At 70.5% G+C, this 17,519-nt stretch carries 12 protein-coding genes; 3 read left to right on the forward strand and 9 right to left on the reverse strand.

Going from position 1 to position 17,519, the window contains the following annotated elements:
* Window positions 1-5: 5 nt before the first annotated feature.
* The gene (locus ACQEXA_RS09955) at window positions 6-2,693 is read right to left on the reverse strand and encodes an ATP-binding protein (RefSeq protein WP_433129450.1); all 2,688 of its coding nucleotides are present in this window, start codon (window positions 2,691-2,693) and stop codon (window positions 6-8) included.
* Between the two features lie 273 nt (window positions 2,694-2,966).
* Between ACQEXA_RS09955 and ACQEXA_RS09960 the strand changes: the two genes are divergently transcribed.
* Window positions 2,967-4,013 (forward strand): DUF2510 domain-containing protein, encoded by a 1,047-nt coding sequence (locus ACQEXA_RS09960; RefSeq protein ID WP_433129452.1) that lies wholly within the window; start codon window positions 2,967-2,969, stop codon window positions 4,011-4,013.
* 155 nt (window positions 4,014-4,168) lie between these two features.
* Here ACQEXA_RS09960 and ACQEXA_RS09965 read toward each other — a convergent pair whose 3' ends face one another.
* Window positions 4,169-4,783, reverse strand: coding sequence for a TetR/AcrR family transcriptional regulator (locus tag ACQEXA_RS09965; RefSeq protein WP_432935213.1), 615 nt, complete (start codon window positions 4,781-4,783; stop codon window positions 4,169-4,171).
* Window positions 4,784-4,981: 198 nt separating this feature from the next.
* Between ACQEXA_RS09965 and ACQEXA_RS09970 the strand changes: the two genes are divergently transcribed.
* Both ACQEXA_RS09970 and ACQEXA_RS09975 read left to right on the forward strand, forming a co-directional pair.
* Complete coding sequence (locus tag ACQEXA_RS09970) at window positions 4,982-5,809, forward strand: phosphatase PAP2 family protein (RefSeq protein ID WP_432935212.1); 828 nt, start codon at window positions 4,982-4,984, stop codon at window positions 5,807-5,809.
* The gene (locus ACQEXA_RS09975; protein WP_432935211.1) at window positions 5,806-6,771 is read left to right on the forward strand and encodes a DMT family transporter; all 966 of its coding nucleotides are present in this window, start codon (window positions 5,806-5,808) and stop codon (window positions 6,769-6,771) included. The genes ACQEXA_RS09970 and ACQEXA_RS09975 overlap by 4 nt, the downstream gene beginning before the upstream one ends.
* A 95-nt stretch (window positions 6,772-6,866) precedes the next feature.
* On the opposite strand, the gene ACQEXA_RS09980 is transcribed toward ACQEXA_RS09975, so the two are convergent.
* The 7 genes from ACQEXA_RS09980 to ACQEXA_RS10010 all read right to left on the reverse strand — a co-directional run bounded on the left by ACQEXA_RS09980 (window position 6,867) and on the right by ACQEXA_RS10010 (window position 17,514).
* Window positions 6,867-8,093: an RNA-guided endonuclease InsQ/TnpB family protein gene (locus ACQEXA_RS09980; protein ID WP_433129454.1), complete on the reverse strand. Its 1,227-nt coding sequence runs from the start codon at window positions 8,091-8,093 to the stop codon at window positions 6,867-6,869.
* Between the two features lie 259 nt (window positions 8,094-8,352).
* On the reverse strand, window positions 8,353-9,231 hold the full coding sequence (locus ACQEXA_RS09985) for a phospholipid scramblase-related protein (protein WP_432935209.1): 879 nt from the start codon (window positions 9,229-9,231) through the stop codon (window positions 8,353-8,355).
* A 148-nt stretch (window positions 9,232-9,379) separates the two neighbouring features.
* A complete protein-coding gene (locus tag ACQEXA_RS09990; RefSeq protein ID WP_433129456.1) occupies window positions 9,380-11,431 on the reverse strand; it encodes a phosphocholine-specific phospholipase C in 2,052 nt (683 codons plus the stop codon).
* Between the two features lie 378 nt (window positions 11,432-11,809).
* Window positions 11,810-13,954 (reverse strand): discoidin domain-containing protein, encoded by a 2,145-nt coding sequence (locus ACQEXA_RS09995; protein ID WP_433129458.1) that lies wholly within the window; start codon window positions 13,952-13,954, stop codon window positions 11,810-11,812.
* Window positions 13,955-14,041: 87 nt separating this feature from the next.
* Window positions 14,042-15,649 carry a glycoside hydrolase family 13 protein gene (locus ACQEXA_RS10000; RefSeq protein ID WP_432935206.1) on the reverse strand — a complete coding sequence of 536 codons (1,608 nt, stop codon included), beginning with the start codon at window positions 15,647-15,649 and terminating at the stop codon, window positions 14,042-14,044.
* 36 nt (window positions 15,650-15,685) lie between these two features.
* Complete coding sequence (locus ACQEXA_RS10005; RefSeq protein WP_433129460.1) at window positions 15,686-16,561, reverse strand: carbohydrate ABC transporter permease; 876 nt, start codon at window positions 16,559-16,561, stop codon at window positions 15,686-15,688.
* Window positions 16,558-17,514, reverse strand: a complete 957-nt coding sequence (locus tag ACQEXA_RS10010) for a carbohydrate ABC transporter permease (protein ID WP_432935204.1) — start codon at window positions 17,512-17,514, stop codon at window positions 16,558-16,560. The genes ACQEXA_RS10005 and ACQEXA_RS10010 overlap by 4 nt, the downstream gene beginning before the upstream one ends.
* Window positions 17,515-17,519: the final 5 nt, after the last annotated feature.

Here is a 17,519-nt window from a genome sequence, read left to right on the forward strand (position 1 = left end):
GGACTTCAGCGCAGCCCCCGGCCGTTGTCGAGCACCGCCTGCGCCCGGGCCGCCAGTCCGTCGGCCCCGCACGACCGGGCCAGCGTCAGACCCCGGCTCAGTTCCGCTACGGAGCGCGCGGCGATGCCGTACTCCACACGCGCCGCCGCGTGCTCATAGGCACAGGGCGAGGACTCCAGGTAGGTCACCGCCTGGGCGTGCAGCGTGACGGAGCGCTGGCCCGTCTCCAGAGCGGCGGCGACGCGCAGGGCCTCGCCGATCGCCGTGTCGGTGCCCAGCAGTTCGGCCTGACGGCGGACGGTCGCGGCAAGCTCGGCGGCACGGCGCGGGTCCTCGGTGGCGAGCGCGCGGGCGAGGTCGCCGGCCCAGGGCGCCAACACGGTGTTGTGGCCGCGTCCGGCGCACGCCTTCTCGGCGGCCTCCAGTTCGTTGGCGCCCTCCTTGGTCCGGCCGACGGCGATCAGGAGCCGGCCGCGCACGGACCGGGTGTCGGGCAGCACGATCGTGGACGGATAGGGCGGCGCGAATCCGTACCGATCCGCGATCGACCAGGCCTCCTCGACATGCCCGCGGGCGAGCAGGGTGTCGACGAGTCCGCAGGTCGCGGACCAGTACAGGGGCAGCCCGCGGCCGACGCGCTCGGCCAGGCGCAGGGATTCGCGCAGGGAGGTCTCCGCGTCCCTGAGGCGGCCCCGTCTGCGGTGGGCGAGTCCGACGTAGGCATGCGCGAGGGAGAGGTGGCCGCCGCTCCAGCCCGCGGACTCATAGGCGCGCAGGGCCTCGCTGAACAGGCTCTCGGCCCGGTCGAGTCGGTCCGTGTAGGCGTAGGCGCTGCCCAGCATCAGCAGCAGTTCGATGCCCCACTCGGTGTCGGTCCAGCCGAGTCCCGGGGCGAGGCGGCCGTTGACGAGGGCGCGGTCGCACAGGTCCACGACCTCCTCGGCGTTCTCGCCGTGGGTCATCGCGTCGAAGCCGCGCAGGATGAGCAGCGCGCGCTCGGAGTTGTCCCGCCCTGTGCAGGTGCGGGCCAGTTCGGCCAGCTCCCGGGAACGGGCCGGGGAGTCCTCCTCGGCCGCGTGGATCCCTTCCCACATGTAGTGGACGGCCTGCAGACGCATGCGTGAGGGGCCGGGTTCGAGCCGGGCGGCCTCGGCGTCGACGGTGCGGACCGCCTCGTTCAGCTGGTCGTTGTGCAGCAGGGCCTGGGAAAGCCGGTAGACGGCGCTCACCCGGTCCTCGCCCTCAAGGCCGGGCATCGCGAGCGCCGCCTGGAGGTAGTCGATGGTCGTGGCGGGCGAGGTCAGCAGCGTGGCGCAGCCCAGTTCGTAGAGGACGTGCGGGTGCACCTGCGGTAGCGGCGGCTCCACCAGGGCGCGCTCCAGGCAGCGGCGGGCGGCCTCGGGCGCGCCGACCGCGAGGTGTTCACGGGCGGCCTCGCGCATCTGCTCGACGAGTTCCTCGTCGTCGTCCGGGTGGACCTCGAGGAGATGGCGGGAGGCGGCCGCCGCACCGAGCCCGGAGTCGGTGACGACCTGTGCGGCGATGCCGTGCATCGCGGTGCGCAGTCCGTCGGGGATCGAGCGGTAGACGGCGCTGGCGATCAGCGGATGGACGAACTCCAGCTCGCCGCCGTCCGCCTGACGGACCGCCAGGTAGGGCTCGCTGAGGATGCGGGCCGCGCTCAGGAGTTCGGCGCAGCGCCCCGCCTCCGTCGGGCTCATGGTGGCGAGCCGGGCCACCAGTTCCACGGTGATGCCGGTGCCCAAGATGGCCGCCGCCCAGGCGAACCGGGTGGCTTCGATACCGAGGCCTTCGAGTCGGGCCACGAGTCCGTGGCCCCGGGCCGAGCGGTTCAGGGCGCGCAGTTCTGCGGCGGAGGCCTCGACCGGTTCGAGCTGGCTGTCCTGCACCTTGGCGAGGAGTTCGACGGTCTCGTACGGGTTGCCGCCGGTCACGGCCCACACCTCGCGGCAGAACGGGGCGTCGGCGTGCGCACCGAGGGTGGCCCGGGTGAGTCCGGCGGCCGCTTCGGGGGTGAGCGCGGTCAGGGTGCGGACCGGGCGGCGCGCGGTCGCGGCGACCAGGTCCAGATGGCGTGAGCCGTCACCGGCGACCTCGCCGGGGCGCAGCGCCACCACGACGAGCACGCGCAGTTCGTCGAGACGTTCGCAAAAGGTGGCCAGCCAGTGCAGGGTCTCCTGGTCGGCCCAGTGCGCGTCGTCGACGATCAGGACCAGCGGCCACTCCCGTTTGGCGAGCCGGGAGACGGCCGCGACCAGGCCGTCGCACACGCCCTGCGGGTCGGCCCGGCGGTCACCGGGTTCGGCTATCCCGAGGGCCGGGCCCGCGACGTCGTACCAGTCACCGAGGTACTCGCGCGCCTCCTCCGGCATCAGTGACAGAAGCGCGGGCTGGAGCAACTGCCGTACGACATTGAAGGGGACGGACGTGACGGTCTCGCCGCCGCGTGCCGACCAGACCGTGCAGCCGCGCCTCTCCGCGATACGGCGCGTCTCCGCGAGGATCGCCGTCTTGCCGATGCCCGCCTCCCCGTCGAACACCAGCAGGCTCCCCGACTGCGTGGGCGCGGCGTCGTCACGAAGCGCGTCGACCGCCTCGGTGACGACGGCGAGTTCCGCGTCGCGTTCCCACAGGGAAGCCGTGGCGGCCCCGCCGGGCCGTGCCTCCGTCATCCCGGTACCTCCCCAGGTCGCCCAAACGACGTACAGGCATTGAGCCTAGTCGCCCCCGGGCCCAGGTGGAGGCAGGTCGGAACACCTGTTGCCGTCATGGGTGACGCGGGGTGTCCCGGGGCGACGCGACGGCCCGCCGACCAGCCGTGGTGAAAGTAAATGTCAGTAAAGTCCCCTGAAAATGAAGCAAACTTTCCGGGGCCACGGGGGCTAGTGGGGTGTCGCGGCCGGGGCTCTCATCCCTCTTTCACGCATGGCTTCTACGGTGGAGCCATGACGCAGGTGACTCCTCCCGGGTGGTACCCCGACCCGGGGCAGACAAGTGACGGGCCCGCCACCGAGCGCTGGTGGGACGGCGGGGCATGGACGGATCGGATCCGCCCCGCGGAGCCGGCCGCAGCGTGGGGTCCACCGGTGCAGCCGCAGGCCGGCGCAGACGGGCGAACCGAGCCGTACGCCCTCGTCCCCTATCCGGGAGCCCCGCCGGCCCCGGCGCGGCGCGGCGTGCGCACCAGGTTGGCCGTCGCGGTGGCGGTACTGGTCCTCGCAGGAATCGGCGGTGGCGTCTACACGCTCACCGCGAACGACGGCAACGGCGGCAACTCCGCGCGTGCTCAGGGCCCGGGCGGCTCCGGCGGCCAGGAGAGTCAGGGCGACCCGGGTGGTCAAGGGGGCCAGGGCGGTGGTCCCTTCGGCGGCCAGAACGGCGGTCCCTTCGGGGGCCAGGGCGGATCCGGCGGTTCGGACGGTGCGACTCCCGCACCCGGTGAGTCCGGTCAGCCGCGGACCGAGGACGGGTACGCCACCGACCCGTTCAACGGCATCAGCATCCCGGTCCCGGACGGCTGGAGCGGCGGAACCATCGAGGGCGGGGCCTCGATCCAGTCGAAGGTCGAGTACAAGTGCCCGGGTGACACGTCGCAGAGCTGCAACACCGGTGGGGCGTACTCGGCGTCCGCCCGAGCCCAGGGTCTGACCGCCGGCACGGCGGAGGCGGCTGCGAAGCAGGACATAGCCAAGAACGCCCAGGAATCGTACGGTTCGTCCTACGGCGGGATCACCTCGCACGAGGTGCTGGCCTCCAAGGCGGTGACCGTGGCCGGGCAGCAGGGCTACATGGTCCGCTGGAAGGCGATCACCAGTAAGGGCGCCGACGGCTATGTCGAGTCCCTGGTCTTCCCCTCGCCCGCGGGCACCGGCCAGCTCGTGGTCGTCCGCTTGGGCATCGACGTCGGGGCGAACGCGCCGAAGCCCTCAGTGCTGGACCGGATCACCGCGGGGATCAAGGCCGTGTCGAGCGGCAACGGACAGAGCGCCTAACCGCCGTCACCCGGGCCCGGCCGGAAAAGTTGCGGCCGGGTGGGGCTCCTCTCCGCTCCAGAGGAACCCCACCCGGCCAGGTGCGCCGCCCCCGTCCCCACGGTGCGGCGCGAGCGGGCCGCCGTCCTGTCATCCCTCGGACGGCGGCCCGGGTCTCATGTCAGTCCGAGCATCGGCAGCAGCACCGACTCGACGAAACGCACGAGGTAGTCCTCGTCCGCGTACCGACCCTCGAGAAGCGGACGGACTCGCAGGACGCCCAGCAGCTGTGCGGGCACGTACGGGAGTGCCGGGTGGTCGCCGGGCACCTCCCCGCGCTCCACGCCACGCCGGACGATCTCCTGCAGCGCCTTGATCTCGGGCTCGATCAGGGCTTCGCGCAGCGCCTTCGCCAGTTCCTTGTCCTGCATGACGGCGTGTCCGAGGGCCTGGAACAGCCTGGTGTCGCGCGCGGACCAGTCGGCCGCGGTCCGGGCGGCGGCCCGCAGGTCCCCGGCGAGCGAACCGGTGTCGACGCCGATGAACCGCGGGCAGCCGTTCGCCCTGATCGCCGCCGCCACGAACTGGGGCTTGGTCTTCCACTGCCGGTACAACGTGGACTTGCTGCAGCGGGCGCTGGCGGCGACGCCCTCCATGGTGACCGCCTCATAGCCGCACTCGCGGATCTGGTCGAGCACGGCGTCGAAGAACTCCTGCTCGCGCTCGGCCGTGAGCTTGGAGCGGCGCGAGGCGGCAACCGTCTCCGGCGCCTCCGCTGCCTGCGACGTCATGACTTCGCTCCTCGGTCGTGGCCCCGGCCCGTGGGCCGCTTCACACCAGTATATCGATACGCCAGTGTACCGGTACGCGAGCGTATCGGTACACTGGCGTATCGATGAGCCTTGGACAGGACCCACTCGTCTGTCGAGTGGACCCTTTCCTGGGCTCACCACGCACCACCCCACGCACGTCAGCAAAGGGGCCGGGGGATGGATTCCCGTACCGAGCCTGAAAGAGGAGAGGCGGCCGCGATACACCGGCCGCCTCTCACCCGCGAGCTCCTGCTGGTCGCAGGTCTCTTCCTCGTCTACAAATTCGGCCGGCAGCTCGCGAACGGGCACACCGCCGAGGCCTTCCGCAACGCATACCGGGTCTGGGACTGGGAGCGCTCCCTCCATCTGCCGGGCGAGGGCGCCGTGCAGTCCGCACTGCTGCACAGCACCGCCCTCGTCCGCACGGCGAACATCTACTACGTCGCCATCCACTTCACGGCCACCATCGCCTTCCTGGTCTGGCTCTACATACGACGCCCCGACCACTACCTGTGGGCCCGCCGGGTCCTCGCCCTGCTCACCGGCGCCGCGCTGGTGCTGCATCTCACATTTCCGCTCGCGCCGCCACGGATGCTCGACGTGGCCCACCTGATGGACACCGGGCAGACGTACGGGCCGACGGTGTACGGGGCCAGGCCCGCGACCGACTCGATGGCCAACCAGTTCGCCGCCATGCCCTCACTGCACTTCGGCTGGGCACTGATGGTCGCGATCGGCCTGATCGCGGCGACCCGGTCGCGGTGGCGGTGGCTGTGGCTACTGCATCCCCTGCTGACCCTCACCGTGATCGTCGGCACGGCCAACCACTACTGGCTGGACGCGATCGTCGCCGCCCTCCTGCTCTGCGTGGCACTGGCCCTGGTGCACGCGCCGTCGCCGGCCTCCCGGGGCAAGGCCACTCCGGTGGCGGGGCACGTGCCGTCGCCGAGGCGGGCCCAACCCGCGAGGGCGAACCGCTCCGCACTGGTGGGAGCAGGCCAATGAGCGCCACAGTCCTCGCCGTCCTCCTGTCACTCGTCTCCGCGGTCGCGTACGCGGCCGCGGCGGTGGCCCAGGAGCGGCTCGCGGCCCGGACCTCGGGCACCGGTGTGCTGCGACTGCTGACGCACGGCGCCTGGTGGTGGTCGGTCGTCCTGAACGCCTCCGCCGCGCTGCTGCACGTCGCCGCCCTCAAGTTCGGCACGCTGACCCTGGTGCAGCCGCTCGGCGCGCTCACGCTGGTGGCGGCGGTACCGCTCGGGGCGCGGGCGGCCGGACGCCGGGTCAGCCCGGTGGAGTGGCGGGGCACCGGCCTCACGCTGCTGGGTCTGAGCGCGCTGCTGGTGACCGCCTCCGGACCGGAGCCCGACCACATACTGAGCCTCCCGCAGGCGCTGGCCGTGGCCGGCGCCACCACCGCGGCGATCGGAGTGCTGTCCGCTCCCCGCTCCGCGGGCGCCCGACCGGGCCTGCGGCACGCGACCTCGTCCGGCTTCGCCTCCGGGGTGGCCTCGGCGCTCACCCAGACGGTGACGGTCGCGGCGACGGACCGTTCGGGACCGCTGCTCGACACGCAGGTCGTGGTGGTGGCGCTGCTGGTGGCGGCCTTCGCGACGGCCGGTCTGCTGCTGTCGCAGGCGGCGTACCGCGACGGCCTCGGCGCACCGCTCGCGGTGGTGACCCTCGCCAACCCGGTCGCCGCTGCGGTGATCGGCCTCTCCCTGCTGGGCGAGCGCCTCCAGGGCGGCGCGGCAGGCCTGCTCCTCGCGACCGCCGGGGCGGCGCTGGCCTCCTGGGGCGTGGTGACGCTGTCGCGGTCGGCGCCCACGCTCGTCCCGCCTCCGGCGGACGGCGGCCAGGCGGTCGTGCCGGTCCTCGAACTGAAGCCCCGGCCGGTCCCCTACGAGCCGACGTTGCTGCCCCAGCAGCCGGCGTCCGCACCGCCGGAGCACCTCACAGCACTTTGAAGGCTCCCCCGCCCGAAGGCGGGGGGATTCCCGTCCGGCCTTGCGGCCGGACGCCCCTTGCGGGGCGCCTTGGGGCGTGTGTGGGGATTCCAGGCTCAGGCAGCCTTCCGGGCCGGCAGCCCGGAAGGTCTTACGCCCTCAGCACCTGCCGGGCACCAACCCGCCCGGACCAGCATCACGAACGCGGAATTCTTGTCCCGAGGGCGCACGGCTCCGCATCGCGTGCAGGTATACGTTCGTTCCCAGAGAGGCAGCGCGTGCTTGGTTCTCGCTCCGCAGTCTGCGCACTCCATCGTGGTGTGCGCGGGATGCACCAGGCGCACATCCCGCCCATGCTTGCGGCCCATCTCGATCAGGGCGCGCTTGGTTGCCGAGATAGCGGCGTCGGCCGCCTTCTCGGCCATGGTGGTCTTCGCAAGGAACTTCAGGCGGAAGTCTTCCACCGCGATCCGGTCATGGCCGCAGACCACGGACTTGGCCCACTTGCGGCCGGTATCCTGACGCTGCCCGGCGACCTTGGCGTACGCCTTCGCGCGCAGCTTCTTCGCCTCGCGGTAGCCCTTCGAGGCGGCCTGCCCCTTGGCCGGTCGGCGTCGGGCCATCATCCGGTCATAGCGCGAGAGCTTCGCCTGGGCCTTCTTCCCATGCTGGGCGTGGGGAAGGTCGTAATCGTCGCTCGTGGTGGTCGCACTCTCCTTGACGCCCCAGTCGATCCCGATCATGCGGCCGGTCTTCGGCAGGTGCTCAGTGGTGGCGGCGGTCACGAAGGACGCGTACCAATGCCCGATACTGTCGCGGTACACGCGCACCGAGGACGGCGCCTTGGGCAGCCGGCGCGACCACACCACCGTCAGCACGATCCCGCCCGCCAGGTGCAGGCACCCGTCCTTGAGACAAAACCCACGCCGGGTGTAGTTCAACGACGGATCGGCCTCCCGCTTCTTCTTCCAACGGGGCATCCCCGCACGCTGCCGCATCGGCACCCGGGCCTTGATGTCCCCCAGCGCCTTCGCCCGCGATGTCGCGAAGTCGCGTATGACCTGCTGCTGCGGCACGCTCGCGCCCTGCGCGAGCCACGGCGTCACCCGACGCGCCCCGGTCAGCATCTTGTCGAGCCGCGCTGGACCACACGTCAACTTGTCCCCGGAACGCACCTTGTTGTGCAGGTACACGGCCTTGGACTTGGCCACGCACTCGTTCCAGATCCAGCGGCACCGGTCCCACTCCGCTTCGAGCGCAGCCCGCGCGCCGGCGGACACACGAAGACGATACGTGTACCGGGCATGCCCGGCATCCCCATCCATCGTCGCGTCCGTCGTCATGAACCCGAATCTATCCGGGAGGACCGACAGTTGAGAGCTCTTGATCAAAGCGGGCCTGCTCACCCCGTCCCGTGGTGGACGGCCAATCGCCCTGGCGGCGATTGCCCTTTCCCCGCCCTGCTCCGCCGGGTTCCTCCGATTCCTCCCCGGCCTGAAGGCCGGGGCATCCTCGGAGGAACCCGGTGAACGAACGGACGGCGGTCGGCGCGTGGATGCACGCGCCGGCCGCCGTCTTCGTTCTGCGGAGTCCCGACGAGGCTCAGCCGAAGCCCCGGGAGTCCTGCTTGAGCGCCGTGTCCACGGTCAGCGCCGTGGCCACGACCAGGCTCAGCAGCGGCTCGGGCAGCTGGTAGTGGATCTGCAGGACGTAGTTGTCCGCGGTCGTGAACATCGTCTTCGCCAGGCCCTCCCAGGTCTTCGTGATCCGGGCGACCTCGTTCTCGGCGTGGTCGACGATGGCGAAGTTCCAGGCGCGCCAGTTCTCCGCCTTGATCGCCCCGACCTTCTGGCCGTTCACGTTCATCGCGAAGTTGATTTTGCCGATCATGTTCTGCTGGACGATCTCGCCCACGGGCTGTCCGTCCGGACGCTCCACGACGACCCGCGACTTGAAGAACTTCGCAGGCCGGATCAGCACCAGCTGCGGCTGCCCGTGGGCGTCGCGGATCTCCAGCTTGTGCGTCAGGAACTGGTCGACGCTGGAGACGAAGCGCAGCACCTTCTTCAGCGCGCTTTGCCCGACCTCGGTGACCGAACCGATCTGATTGCCGTGCTGGTCGAAGACGCTGTACTCGTTCGTCAGCTCGATCAGCTTGGCCTTCTGGTTCACGACCAGCACCGGTTCGGTGAACAGCGTGCCGCCGCCGGCACCGCTCGGGGCGACACCCGCCTGCTGCTGCACCTGACGCTGGACGCGCGGATCGAGCCCCGCCGCCTGCTGTCCGTACGGCTGCTGACCGTACGCCTGCTGCGGCTGGCCGCCGGGCATCCCCTGCTGCGGCACCTGGGCCGAAGCCTGGCCCTGCTGGTCCGCGTGGGTGTGCTCGGTCCACTGGGCGCCGTCCCAGTACCGCAGGGTGCGGGGCGCGCCGTGCGGGTCCGGGTACCAGCCTGCAGGAGTGTTCGATTGCGTGGTCACCGGGGCACACTACCCCGACCGCACCGGTGTCTGGCCAGCCCCCGTGATACGGGACTCACCGCCCGTACGGCTTCGCTCGGCAGGCGTGCCGAGCGGCCGGTGCCGGGGCCGTCGCCGGCCCCGGCACCGTGGACCGTCTGAGCAGAGGTCACTTCGTGACGATCGCCGGGTCGCTCACGCCCGGCCGGCCGTTCTCGACGTGTCCCGCGAGCCGCCGCAGGAAGGACGGGTCGGCGTCGGAGGTCACGGTGAGGTCGTACCACCGCTTGCTCGCGCCCAGGTCGACGGTGTACCGAACGGTGGCACCGCTGCGGACCGTGACCGTCTTGGCGGCACCGCCGTAGGCGCTGGTGACCTTGAGCTTGACCGTACCGGAGCCCTTGTTGGTGAAGGTCAGCTCGATGTCGTCGCCGGTGGGCCGCGCGGTGACCTCGGGTCCGGCCTGCTTGCCGGGGCCCTTGAAGACGCGCAGGAAGCCGTTCGGGCCGTGCACGGTCAGGTCGTACGAGCCGTTCGAGTACACCGAGTTCCAGGTGTCCGACACGGTCTTGCCGGCCTCGGTGGTGTAGGTCCAGGGGCCGTCGGTGCGGTTGCCGGAGGTGACGAGGAACGCGGCACCGGCGTGCGCCCCGGAGGCGAAGGTGAGCGTGAACGTACCGGCCGCGGCGTCCGCCGAACCGTTCACGGCGGGTACGTACTTCAGCGGGCGGGTGGGCCGCAGACCGCGCTCCTGCTTGGGCAGGGCGGGGTTGGCGGGCGGGGTCGGCACGAAGTCGGGGTGACGGTCGTGGTCCGGCGGCTCGTAGCCGTCGGTGGCCGGGAGCGACACCGGCTTGGCGTCTTGGTGCGAGAAGTCGAACGCGGAGGTCAGGTCGCCGCAGACCGAGCGCCGCCAGGGCGAGATGTTCGGCTCGTACACGCCGAAGCGGCTCTCCATGAACCGGACGATGGACGTGTGGTCGAAGGTCTCGGAGCAGACGTAGCCGCCCTTGCTCCAAGGCGAGATCACGAGCATGGGCACGCGCTGGCCGAGGCCGTACGGACCGGCGACATGGCCAGCGTCGCCCTTGAGGAGGTCCGGGCCGGCGTCGACCGTGGTCTTGCCCTGCGCGGCCGAGGCCGGCGGGAACGGCGGGACCAGGTGGTCGAAGAAGCCGTCGTTCTCGTCGTACGTGATGAACAGGGCCGTCTTCGCCCACACCTTCGGGTCGGAGGTGAGCGCGTCGAGGACCTGGGAGACGTACCAGGCGCCGTAGTTCGCGGGCCAGTTGGGGTGCTCGGTGAAGGCCTCGGGGGCGACGATCCAGGAGATCTGCGGCAGCTTGCCGCCCTTGGCGTCCGCCTTGAGCTGGTCGAAGAAGCCCTCGCCCTTGCGGGCGTCGGTGCCGGTGCGGGCCTTGTCGTACAGCGGGTCGCCGGGCTGCGCGTTCTGGTACTGCTTGAAGTAGAGCAGCGAGTTGTCGCCGTAGTTGCCGCGGTAGGCGTCCGGGATCCAGCCCCAGGAGCCGTTGGCGTCCAGGCCGTCGCCGACGTCCTGGTAGATCTTCCAGGAGACCCCGGCCTTCTCTAGGCGCTCGGGGTAGGTGGTCCAGCTGTAACCGGCCTCGTCGTTGCCGAGGACCGGGCCGCCGCCCTTGCCGTCGTTGCCCGTGTAACCCGTCCACATGTAGTAGCGGTTCGGGTCGGTGGAGCCGATGAACGAGCAGTGGTACGCGTCGCAGATGGTGAAGGCGTCGGCGAGCGCGTAGTGGAAGGGTATGTCCTTGCGCGTCAGGTATGCCATCGTCGTCGAGGACTTGGCGGGCACCCACTTGTCGTACTTGCCCCCGTTGAAGGCGGCGTGGCCGTCGTTCCAGCCGTGCGGGAGGTCCTGGATGAACGCCAGGCCCAGGTCGTCGGCGTCGGGGCGGAAGGGGAGGACGTCCTTCGTGCCGTCCGACTGGTGCCAGACCGACTTGCCGTTCTGGAGGGTCATCGGGTGCGGGTCGCCGAACCCGCGCACACCTCTGAGCGTGCCGAAGTAGTGGTCGAAAGAGCGGTTCTCCTGCATTAGGACGACGATGTGCTCGACATCCTCGATGGTGCCTGAGCGGTGGTGCGCGGGAAGGGCAGCAGCACGCTCGATGCTGCTGGAGAGCGCGGTGAAAGCGGCAGTACCGCCCGCGAGTTGGAGGAATCGGCGCCGATTGACTTCGGACATGACTGCGGGACCTCTCATCCTGGGTGCGGATGGCCGGAACATGAGGAAACGTGCGCGCAGCGAGTGTTCCAAGGGCAACAAACGTCAAGGAAGGGTCCGATGGCGCCGACGTGAAGGTCGCCGGTACATGTGGTTCTCTTGTGCACAGCATCAACGGCCGGAATGTGCATAACCACAGGTCAAAGGAGCGTCAACGCGTACCGTGGCGGCTACTTGTCCGGAGAGGTTCCGACCTTGTTCCGGCTCTGGGCTCTCGCCGTTGGTGGCCGAAGCGGCCCCCGAGGAGCGCCCGGTACAACCGGGTGACCCCGCGCCGATGCCGGCTCCGGACCCATGGGTACGAGCGGGCCGGAGTGGCGCGGCGCGGGGTCACGGTGGTCACGAGGCCGAGTACGCCTCCACCTCACTGAACTGGCCAGCGGGCCAGCCGGTGTTGGCACTGACGGTCAGCCTCAGGTAGCGCAGATGCGTGCCAGCGGGCAGGGCGACCGTCGCGGTGTTGCCGGTCGCCGGGTCGAAGCGGTAGCCCTGTGAGCCGACCACTGTCGAGAAGTTCGAGCCGTCGGTGCCGCCCAGCACCGTGATGGTCTGGGTGCGCGCACCCCACGCCGGGGACGGCGGCAGCTTCAGCACCAGCCGGCGCACGGCCTGGGTGGAGCCGAGGTCGACCGTCCAGGACTGCGGGAAGGCGTTGTTGGTGGACTCCCAGTAGCTGTTCGCGTCCCCGTCGACGGCCTTGCCCGGGGTGTAGACGTCCTGCGAGCCGGTCGCGGTGGCCGGACGGCCCTTGGCGAGGTTGCGGTCCGGGTCCGGGGGCGGGTTGCCCTGACCGGGCTGGGGCCAGGTCGAGCAGTCCGACCAGGTGCTGCTCCAGCCGGAGTTCCCGCCGCCGTCGGTGAGCGCGAAGGCGCCGGAGCCGGACGGATAGGGGCAGTTGTAGATGCCCGCCGAGCCCACGTCGGTGGCGGTCACGTTGCGGAAGGTCGCGGCGCCCTGGGCCTCGGCCTGCACGACCACCGTGCCGGTGTTGCGCACGGTCGCACCGTCCACGGTGACGTTCCTGACCGGGTAGCCCTGTCCGCCGCCGGAGACGAACTCGAAGGCGCTGTAGGGGCTGTCGTTGATCGTCGTGTTGGTGATGTTGACGGCGGCGTTGATGGCGCTGTCGTAGGAGTCGACGCGCAGCGCGCTCATGGGGTGGTTCCAGTTGGGGTTCATGGCCCCGGTGCGGACCAGTGTGTTGCCGTCGACCGTGATCGTGCCGGCCAGCGGGTTGAAGGGGTCCAGGAACTTCTGGTTGGAGATGGCGATTCCGCTGCCCAGGGCGTTGGTGTCGGAGATCAGATTGTTCCTGACAGCGATGTCGGTGCCGCCGTAGATGGCGATGCCGTTGGCGAGGTTCGGCTGCGAGATGGTGTTGTTCTCGAAGCTGCTGTCGGTGTCGGGCGAGTACAGCGACCACATGGCGAGCGAGTCGTCGCCCTGGTTACGCAGGAAGTTGTTGCGGACACGCACGCCCTTGGCGGTGCCGTTGAGGTTGAGACCGTCCGCGGTGGTGTCGAGGATGCGATTGTTCTCCACGACAAGGTTGTCGTTGTTGCCGGTCAGCCAGAGGCCGACCTTCAGGTGCTGGATCCACATGCCCGAAACGCTCGAGTTCGGGCCGAGCGAGCCGTTGACGAAGTTGTCGGGGCTGGAGTCCACGCGCTCGGTGACCTCGCCGAGGACCGCGAAGTCCTTGATGTGAACGTTCCCGGAGGATCCGGACTGGTCGATGAAGCGAGAGGTGTGCACGACGGAGTACCAGTTGCCCGCGCCCTGGAGGGTCACGTTCTGCACGCCGCTGAGCGAGGAGGTGAGCCGGTAGTCGCCCGGCGGGATCCAGACCACTCCGCCCTGGGCGGCGGCGATGGCGTCCCGGAACGCCTGGGTGGAGTCGCCCTGTCCGCTGGGGTCGGCGCCCTTGGAGGTGACGGAGACCGATCCGGCCGGCTGGGCGGCGGCCGCCGGGACCTGCTCGAAGTCGGCGACGTCCACCGAGACCTGCGTGCCGGTGGACTCGAAGGCGATTCTGTCGCCCGCCTGCACGCTCTGCCCGAGCAGCAGCCTGGTGTTGTCGAAGAAGTGGTGGGTCTTCGAGCCGGGGATCCACCCCGTGTCGATGTACGAGTACTTGGAGGTGACCGCGAGGGTCTTCGACAGCCTGGTTCCGTTGACGTACACGTTCAGCGTGCCGGACTGGCCGTCGGGGACGCTGTAGGCGACGTTCACCGCGTTGGCCGCGCGTGGCACGGTGTACTCGACGCGCTGGCCGGCGCCGAGGCGTACGGCCTGACGCCCGGAGGCCTCGGAGGCGAGGGTGCCCTGGGTGTAGTCCGGGCCGATCCTGGTGCCGGTGGTGGTGGCCGACTCGGCCTCCACCGAGGTGAAGGGCAGGGTGGCGCCCGCGGCATGGGCGGCGGGGGTGCCGAGGGTGGCGAGCATGCCGGCGGCCAGGGCGACGACCGCCCCGATCGCTGGCATGCGCCTGACAGAACTGTGTGTGTGCCCGTGCATGTGCTGATCCCTTCATTGTGGGGGTGGTGGGATAGCGCGGTGCGTCAGGCGGTCTCAGGCGCGCAGCCAGGCCGCCGTGTCCTGCGGCAGGCGGCCCCGGTCGTCCAGGGGGCCGCTGGTTAGCAGGGGTCGGGAGTGGGGAGGCAGTTCGGCGGGCGTGGCGGCGAGGTTCACGATGCAGATCACCCCGTCCGCGCGCCGGAAGGCCAAGACGCCCTCGGGGGCGGGCAGCCAGGTCAGCGGACCGTCCCCGAACACGGGGCGCAGGCGGATCGCCTCGCGGTAGAGGGCGAGCATCGAGCCGGGGTCCCGGTCCTGCAGGTCGGCGGCGTACGTCGCCCAGTCGGCCGGCTGCGGCAGCCACGGCTCCTCGCGGGAGCCGAAACCGGCGTACGGCGCCTCGGCCGCCCAGGGCAGCGGGACCCGGCAGCCGTCACGGCCCGGAGCGGTGCCGCCCGAACGGAAGTACATCGGGTCCTGGATGCGGTCCACGGGAACGTCGGCCTCGGGCAGCCCGAGTTCCTCGCCCTGGTAGACGTAGACCGCGCCGGGCAGGGCCAGGGACAGCAGCGCCGCGGCCCGCGCCCGGCGGGTACCGAGGGCGAGGTCGGTGGCGGTGCCGAAGGCCTTGGTGGAGAAGTCGAAGCCGGTGTCCGCGCGTCCGTAGCGGGTGACCGTGCGGGTCACGTCGTGGTTGCACAGCACCCAGGTGGCCGGAGCGCCCACCGGGGCGTGCTCCGCGAGCGTCGTGTCGATCGACGTACGCAGCCGCGCCGCGTCCCAGGGGCAGGACAGGAAGGAGAAGTTGAACGCCGTGTGCAGCTCGTCGGGGCGGAGGTAGCGGGCGAAGCGCTCGGCGTCCGGCAGCCACACCTCGCCCACGAAGACTCCGTCGTAGTCGTCGGCCACGGCCCGCCAGGAGCGGTAGATGTCGTGGAGTTCGTCGCGGTCGACGAGAGGGTTGGGGTCCCTGCCCTCGACGTAGTCCGGCAGCGCGGGGTCCTTGGCGAGCAGGGCCGCAGAGTCGATGCGCACGCCCGCGACGCCGCGCTCGAACCAGAAGCACAGGATGTCCTCGTGCTCCTGGCGGACGGCCGGGTGGGCCCAGTTGAGATCCGGCTGCTCGGGTGTGAACAGGTGCAGGTACCAGTCGCCGTCGGGCAGCCGGGTCCACACGGGCTCGGTGGAGCCGACGAACTGGGACGGCCAGTCGTTGGGCGGGAGTTCGCCGTCCGCGCCGCGTCCGCGCCGGAAGTGGAAGAGTTCGCGCTCCGGGCTGCCGGGTCCCGCGGCGAGGGCTGCCTGGAACCACGCGTGCTGGTCGGAGACATGGTTGGGCACGATGTCGACGATGGTGCGCAGGCCCAGTTCCCGCGCCTCGGCGATCAGTTTCTCGGCCTCCGCGAGCGTGCCGAAGGCGGGGTCGATGGCACGGTAGTCGGCGACGTCGTAGCCGCCGTCCTTCATCGGTGACAGGTACCAGGGGTTGAACCACAGCGCGTCCACACCGAGTTCGGCGAGGTACGGCAGCCTCGCGCGGACGCCCGCGAGGTCTCCGGTGCCGTCCCCGTCGCCGTCCGCGAAGCTGCGGACGTACACCTGGTAGATGACGGCGGAGCGCCACCAGTCCTTGTCTTTCCGGGCAGGGATGGGCTGTCCCACTGTGCTTGCCTTTCTGTCTCGGGGAGGAGGGCGGTGTCAGCCCTTCGTGCTGCCCGCGCTGATTCCGGCGATGATGTGCCGCTGGAAGACGAGGAACAGCGCGACCATGGGGATGCTGGCGATCACCATCGCGGCGACGAGCACGGTCAGCTGGATGTTCTGCGACAGCTGGACCAGGGCCACGCTGATCGGCTGCTTGTCGGTGTCGGAGAAGACCATCAGCGGCCACAGGAAGTCCTGCCAGACGGCGACCAGCGCGAAGATCGACACCACGCCGAGGACGGGCCGCGACATCGGCAGCACGATCGACCACAGGATGCGCAGCTTGCCGGCACCGTCGATCTCGGCCGCCTCCAGGACGTCCCGCGGGAGCTGGTCGAAGAACCGCTTGAGGAGATAGAGGTTGAAGGCGTTGGCGACCGCCGGCAGCCAGATCCCGAGGGGGTCGTTGAGCAGGCTGGTGTGGACCAGCGGCAGGTCGGCCACCGTCAGGTACTTGGGCACCACCAGCGCCTGGGCCGGGACCATCAGGGTGGCGAGGATGCCACCGAGGATCACCTTGCCGAAGGCGGGCCGCAGCTTGGACAGGGCGTAGGCGGCGGCCGTGCAGAACACCAGCTGGAAGAGCCAGGCGCCGGCCGCCTGCACCACCGTGTTCCACAGATGCTCGGGCAGCTGCATCAGGTCCCAGGCGTCGGTGTAACCGGTCAGGTGCCACCGCTCGGGGATGAGCGTGGGCGGGGTCCTGGCCACCTCGTCCGGTGACTTCATCGCGCCGGTCACCATCCAGTACACGGGGAACAGGAAGGCGAGCGCGAACAGCACGACGACGGCGGTGAAGACGGTCCAGTACACGGCCTTGCCGCGCGGGCGGGCCAGGACGGCCGGCGAGACGAGTGTGCGGGTGCTCATGCGTCCCCCTCCCTGGAGCGGGTGAGCCACAGGTAGACGGCGGAGAACGCGCCGAGGAGCACGAGGAGCATGACGCTCAACGCGCAGGCCCCGCCGAAGTCGTTGTAGAGGAAGGCGTACTTGTAGATGAGGTAGAGCACAGTGACGGTCGCGTTCTCCGGGCCGCCTCCGGTGATCACGAACGGCTCGGTGAACACCTGCATCGTCGCGATGATCTGCAGCAGCATCAGCATGAGGATGACGAATCTGGTCTGCGGGATCGTCACGTGCCGGATGCGCTGCAGCAGGTTGGCACCGTCCAGTTCGGCCGCCTCGTACAGCTCGCCCGGGATGCCCTGCAGCGCCGCGAGGTAGATCAGTACGGTGCCGCCCATGTTGGCCCAGGTCGCCACGAGGACCAGGGAGACCAGCGCGGTGTCGGCGCCGTTGGTCCAGTTCGAGGTGGGCAGGTGCAGGAAGTGCAGCGCCTCGTTGGCGAGGCCGGCACCGGGGTCGTAGAACCACTTCCACAGCAGGGCGCTGACCACCGGCGGGATCATCACCGGCAGGTACACCACGACCCGGAAGAAGGCCTTCGCGTGCCTGAGTTCGTTGAGGACGAGGGCCAGCAGGAAGGGGACCGCGAAGCCGATCAGCAGGGCCAGCAGTGTGAAGGCGAGCGTGTTGCGCCAGGCCGCGGCGAACTCCGGGTCGTGCAGGACCCGGGTGAAGTTGGCCGTGCCCACCCACTCGGGCGCGGAGCCCGGCGTGTATTTCTGGAAGGCGATCACGACCGCGCGGATCGCCGGGTACCAGGAGAACAGGGCGAAGCAGAGCAGGCCGCCGAGGAGGAAGGCGTAGGCGCGGGCCTGGTCGGCGACGCGGCGCCGCCCACGCCCCCCTCCCGTGGGCGGCGCCTGCACCGGGCGGACGGCGACCGCTTGCGGGGGCCGCCGTGCTGCCGTCTCGGTCATCGGTG

It is taken from the genome of Streptomyces sp. CA-106110, from assembly GCF_050936285.1.
In the GTDB taxonomy this organism is placed as follows: domain Bacteria; phylum Actinomycetota; class Actinomycetes; order Streptomycetales; family Streptomycetaceae; genus Streptomyces.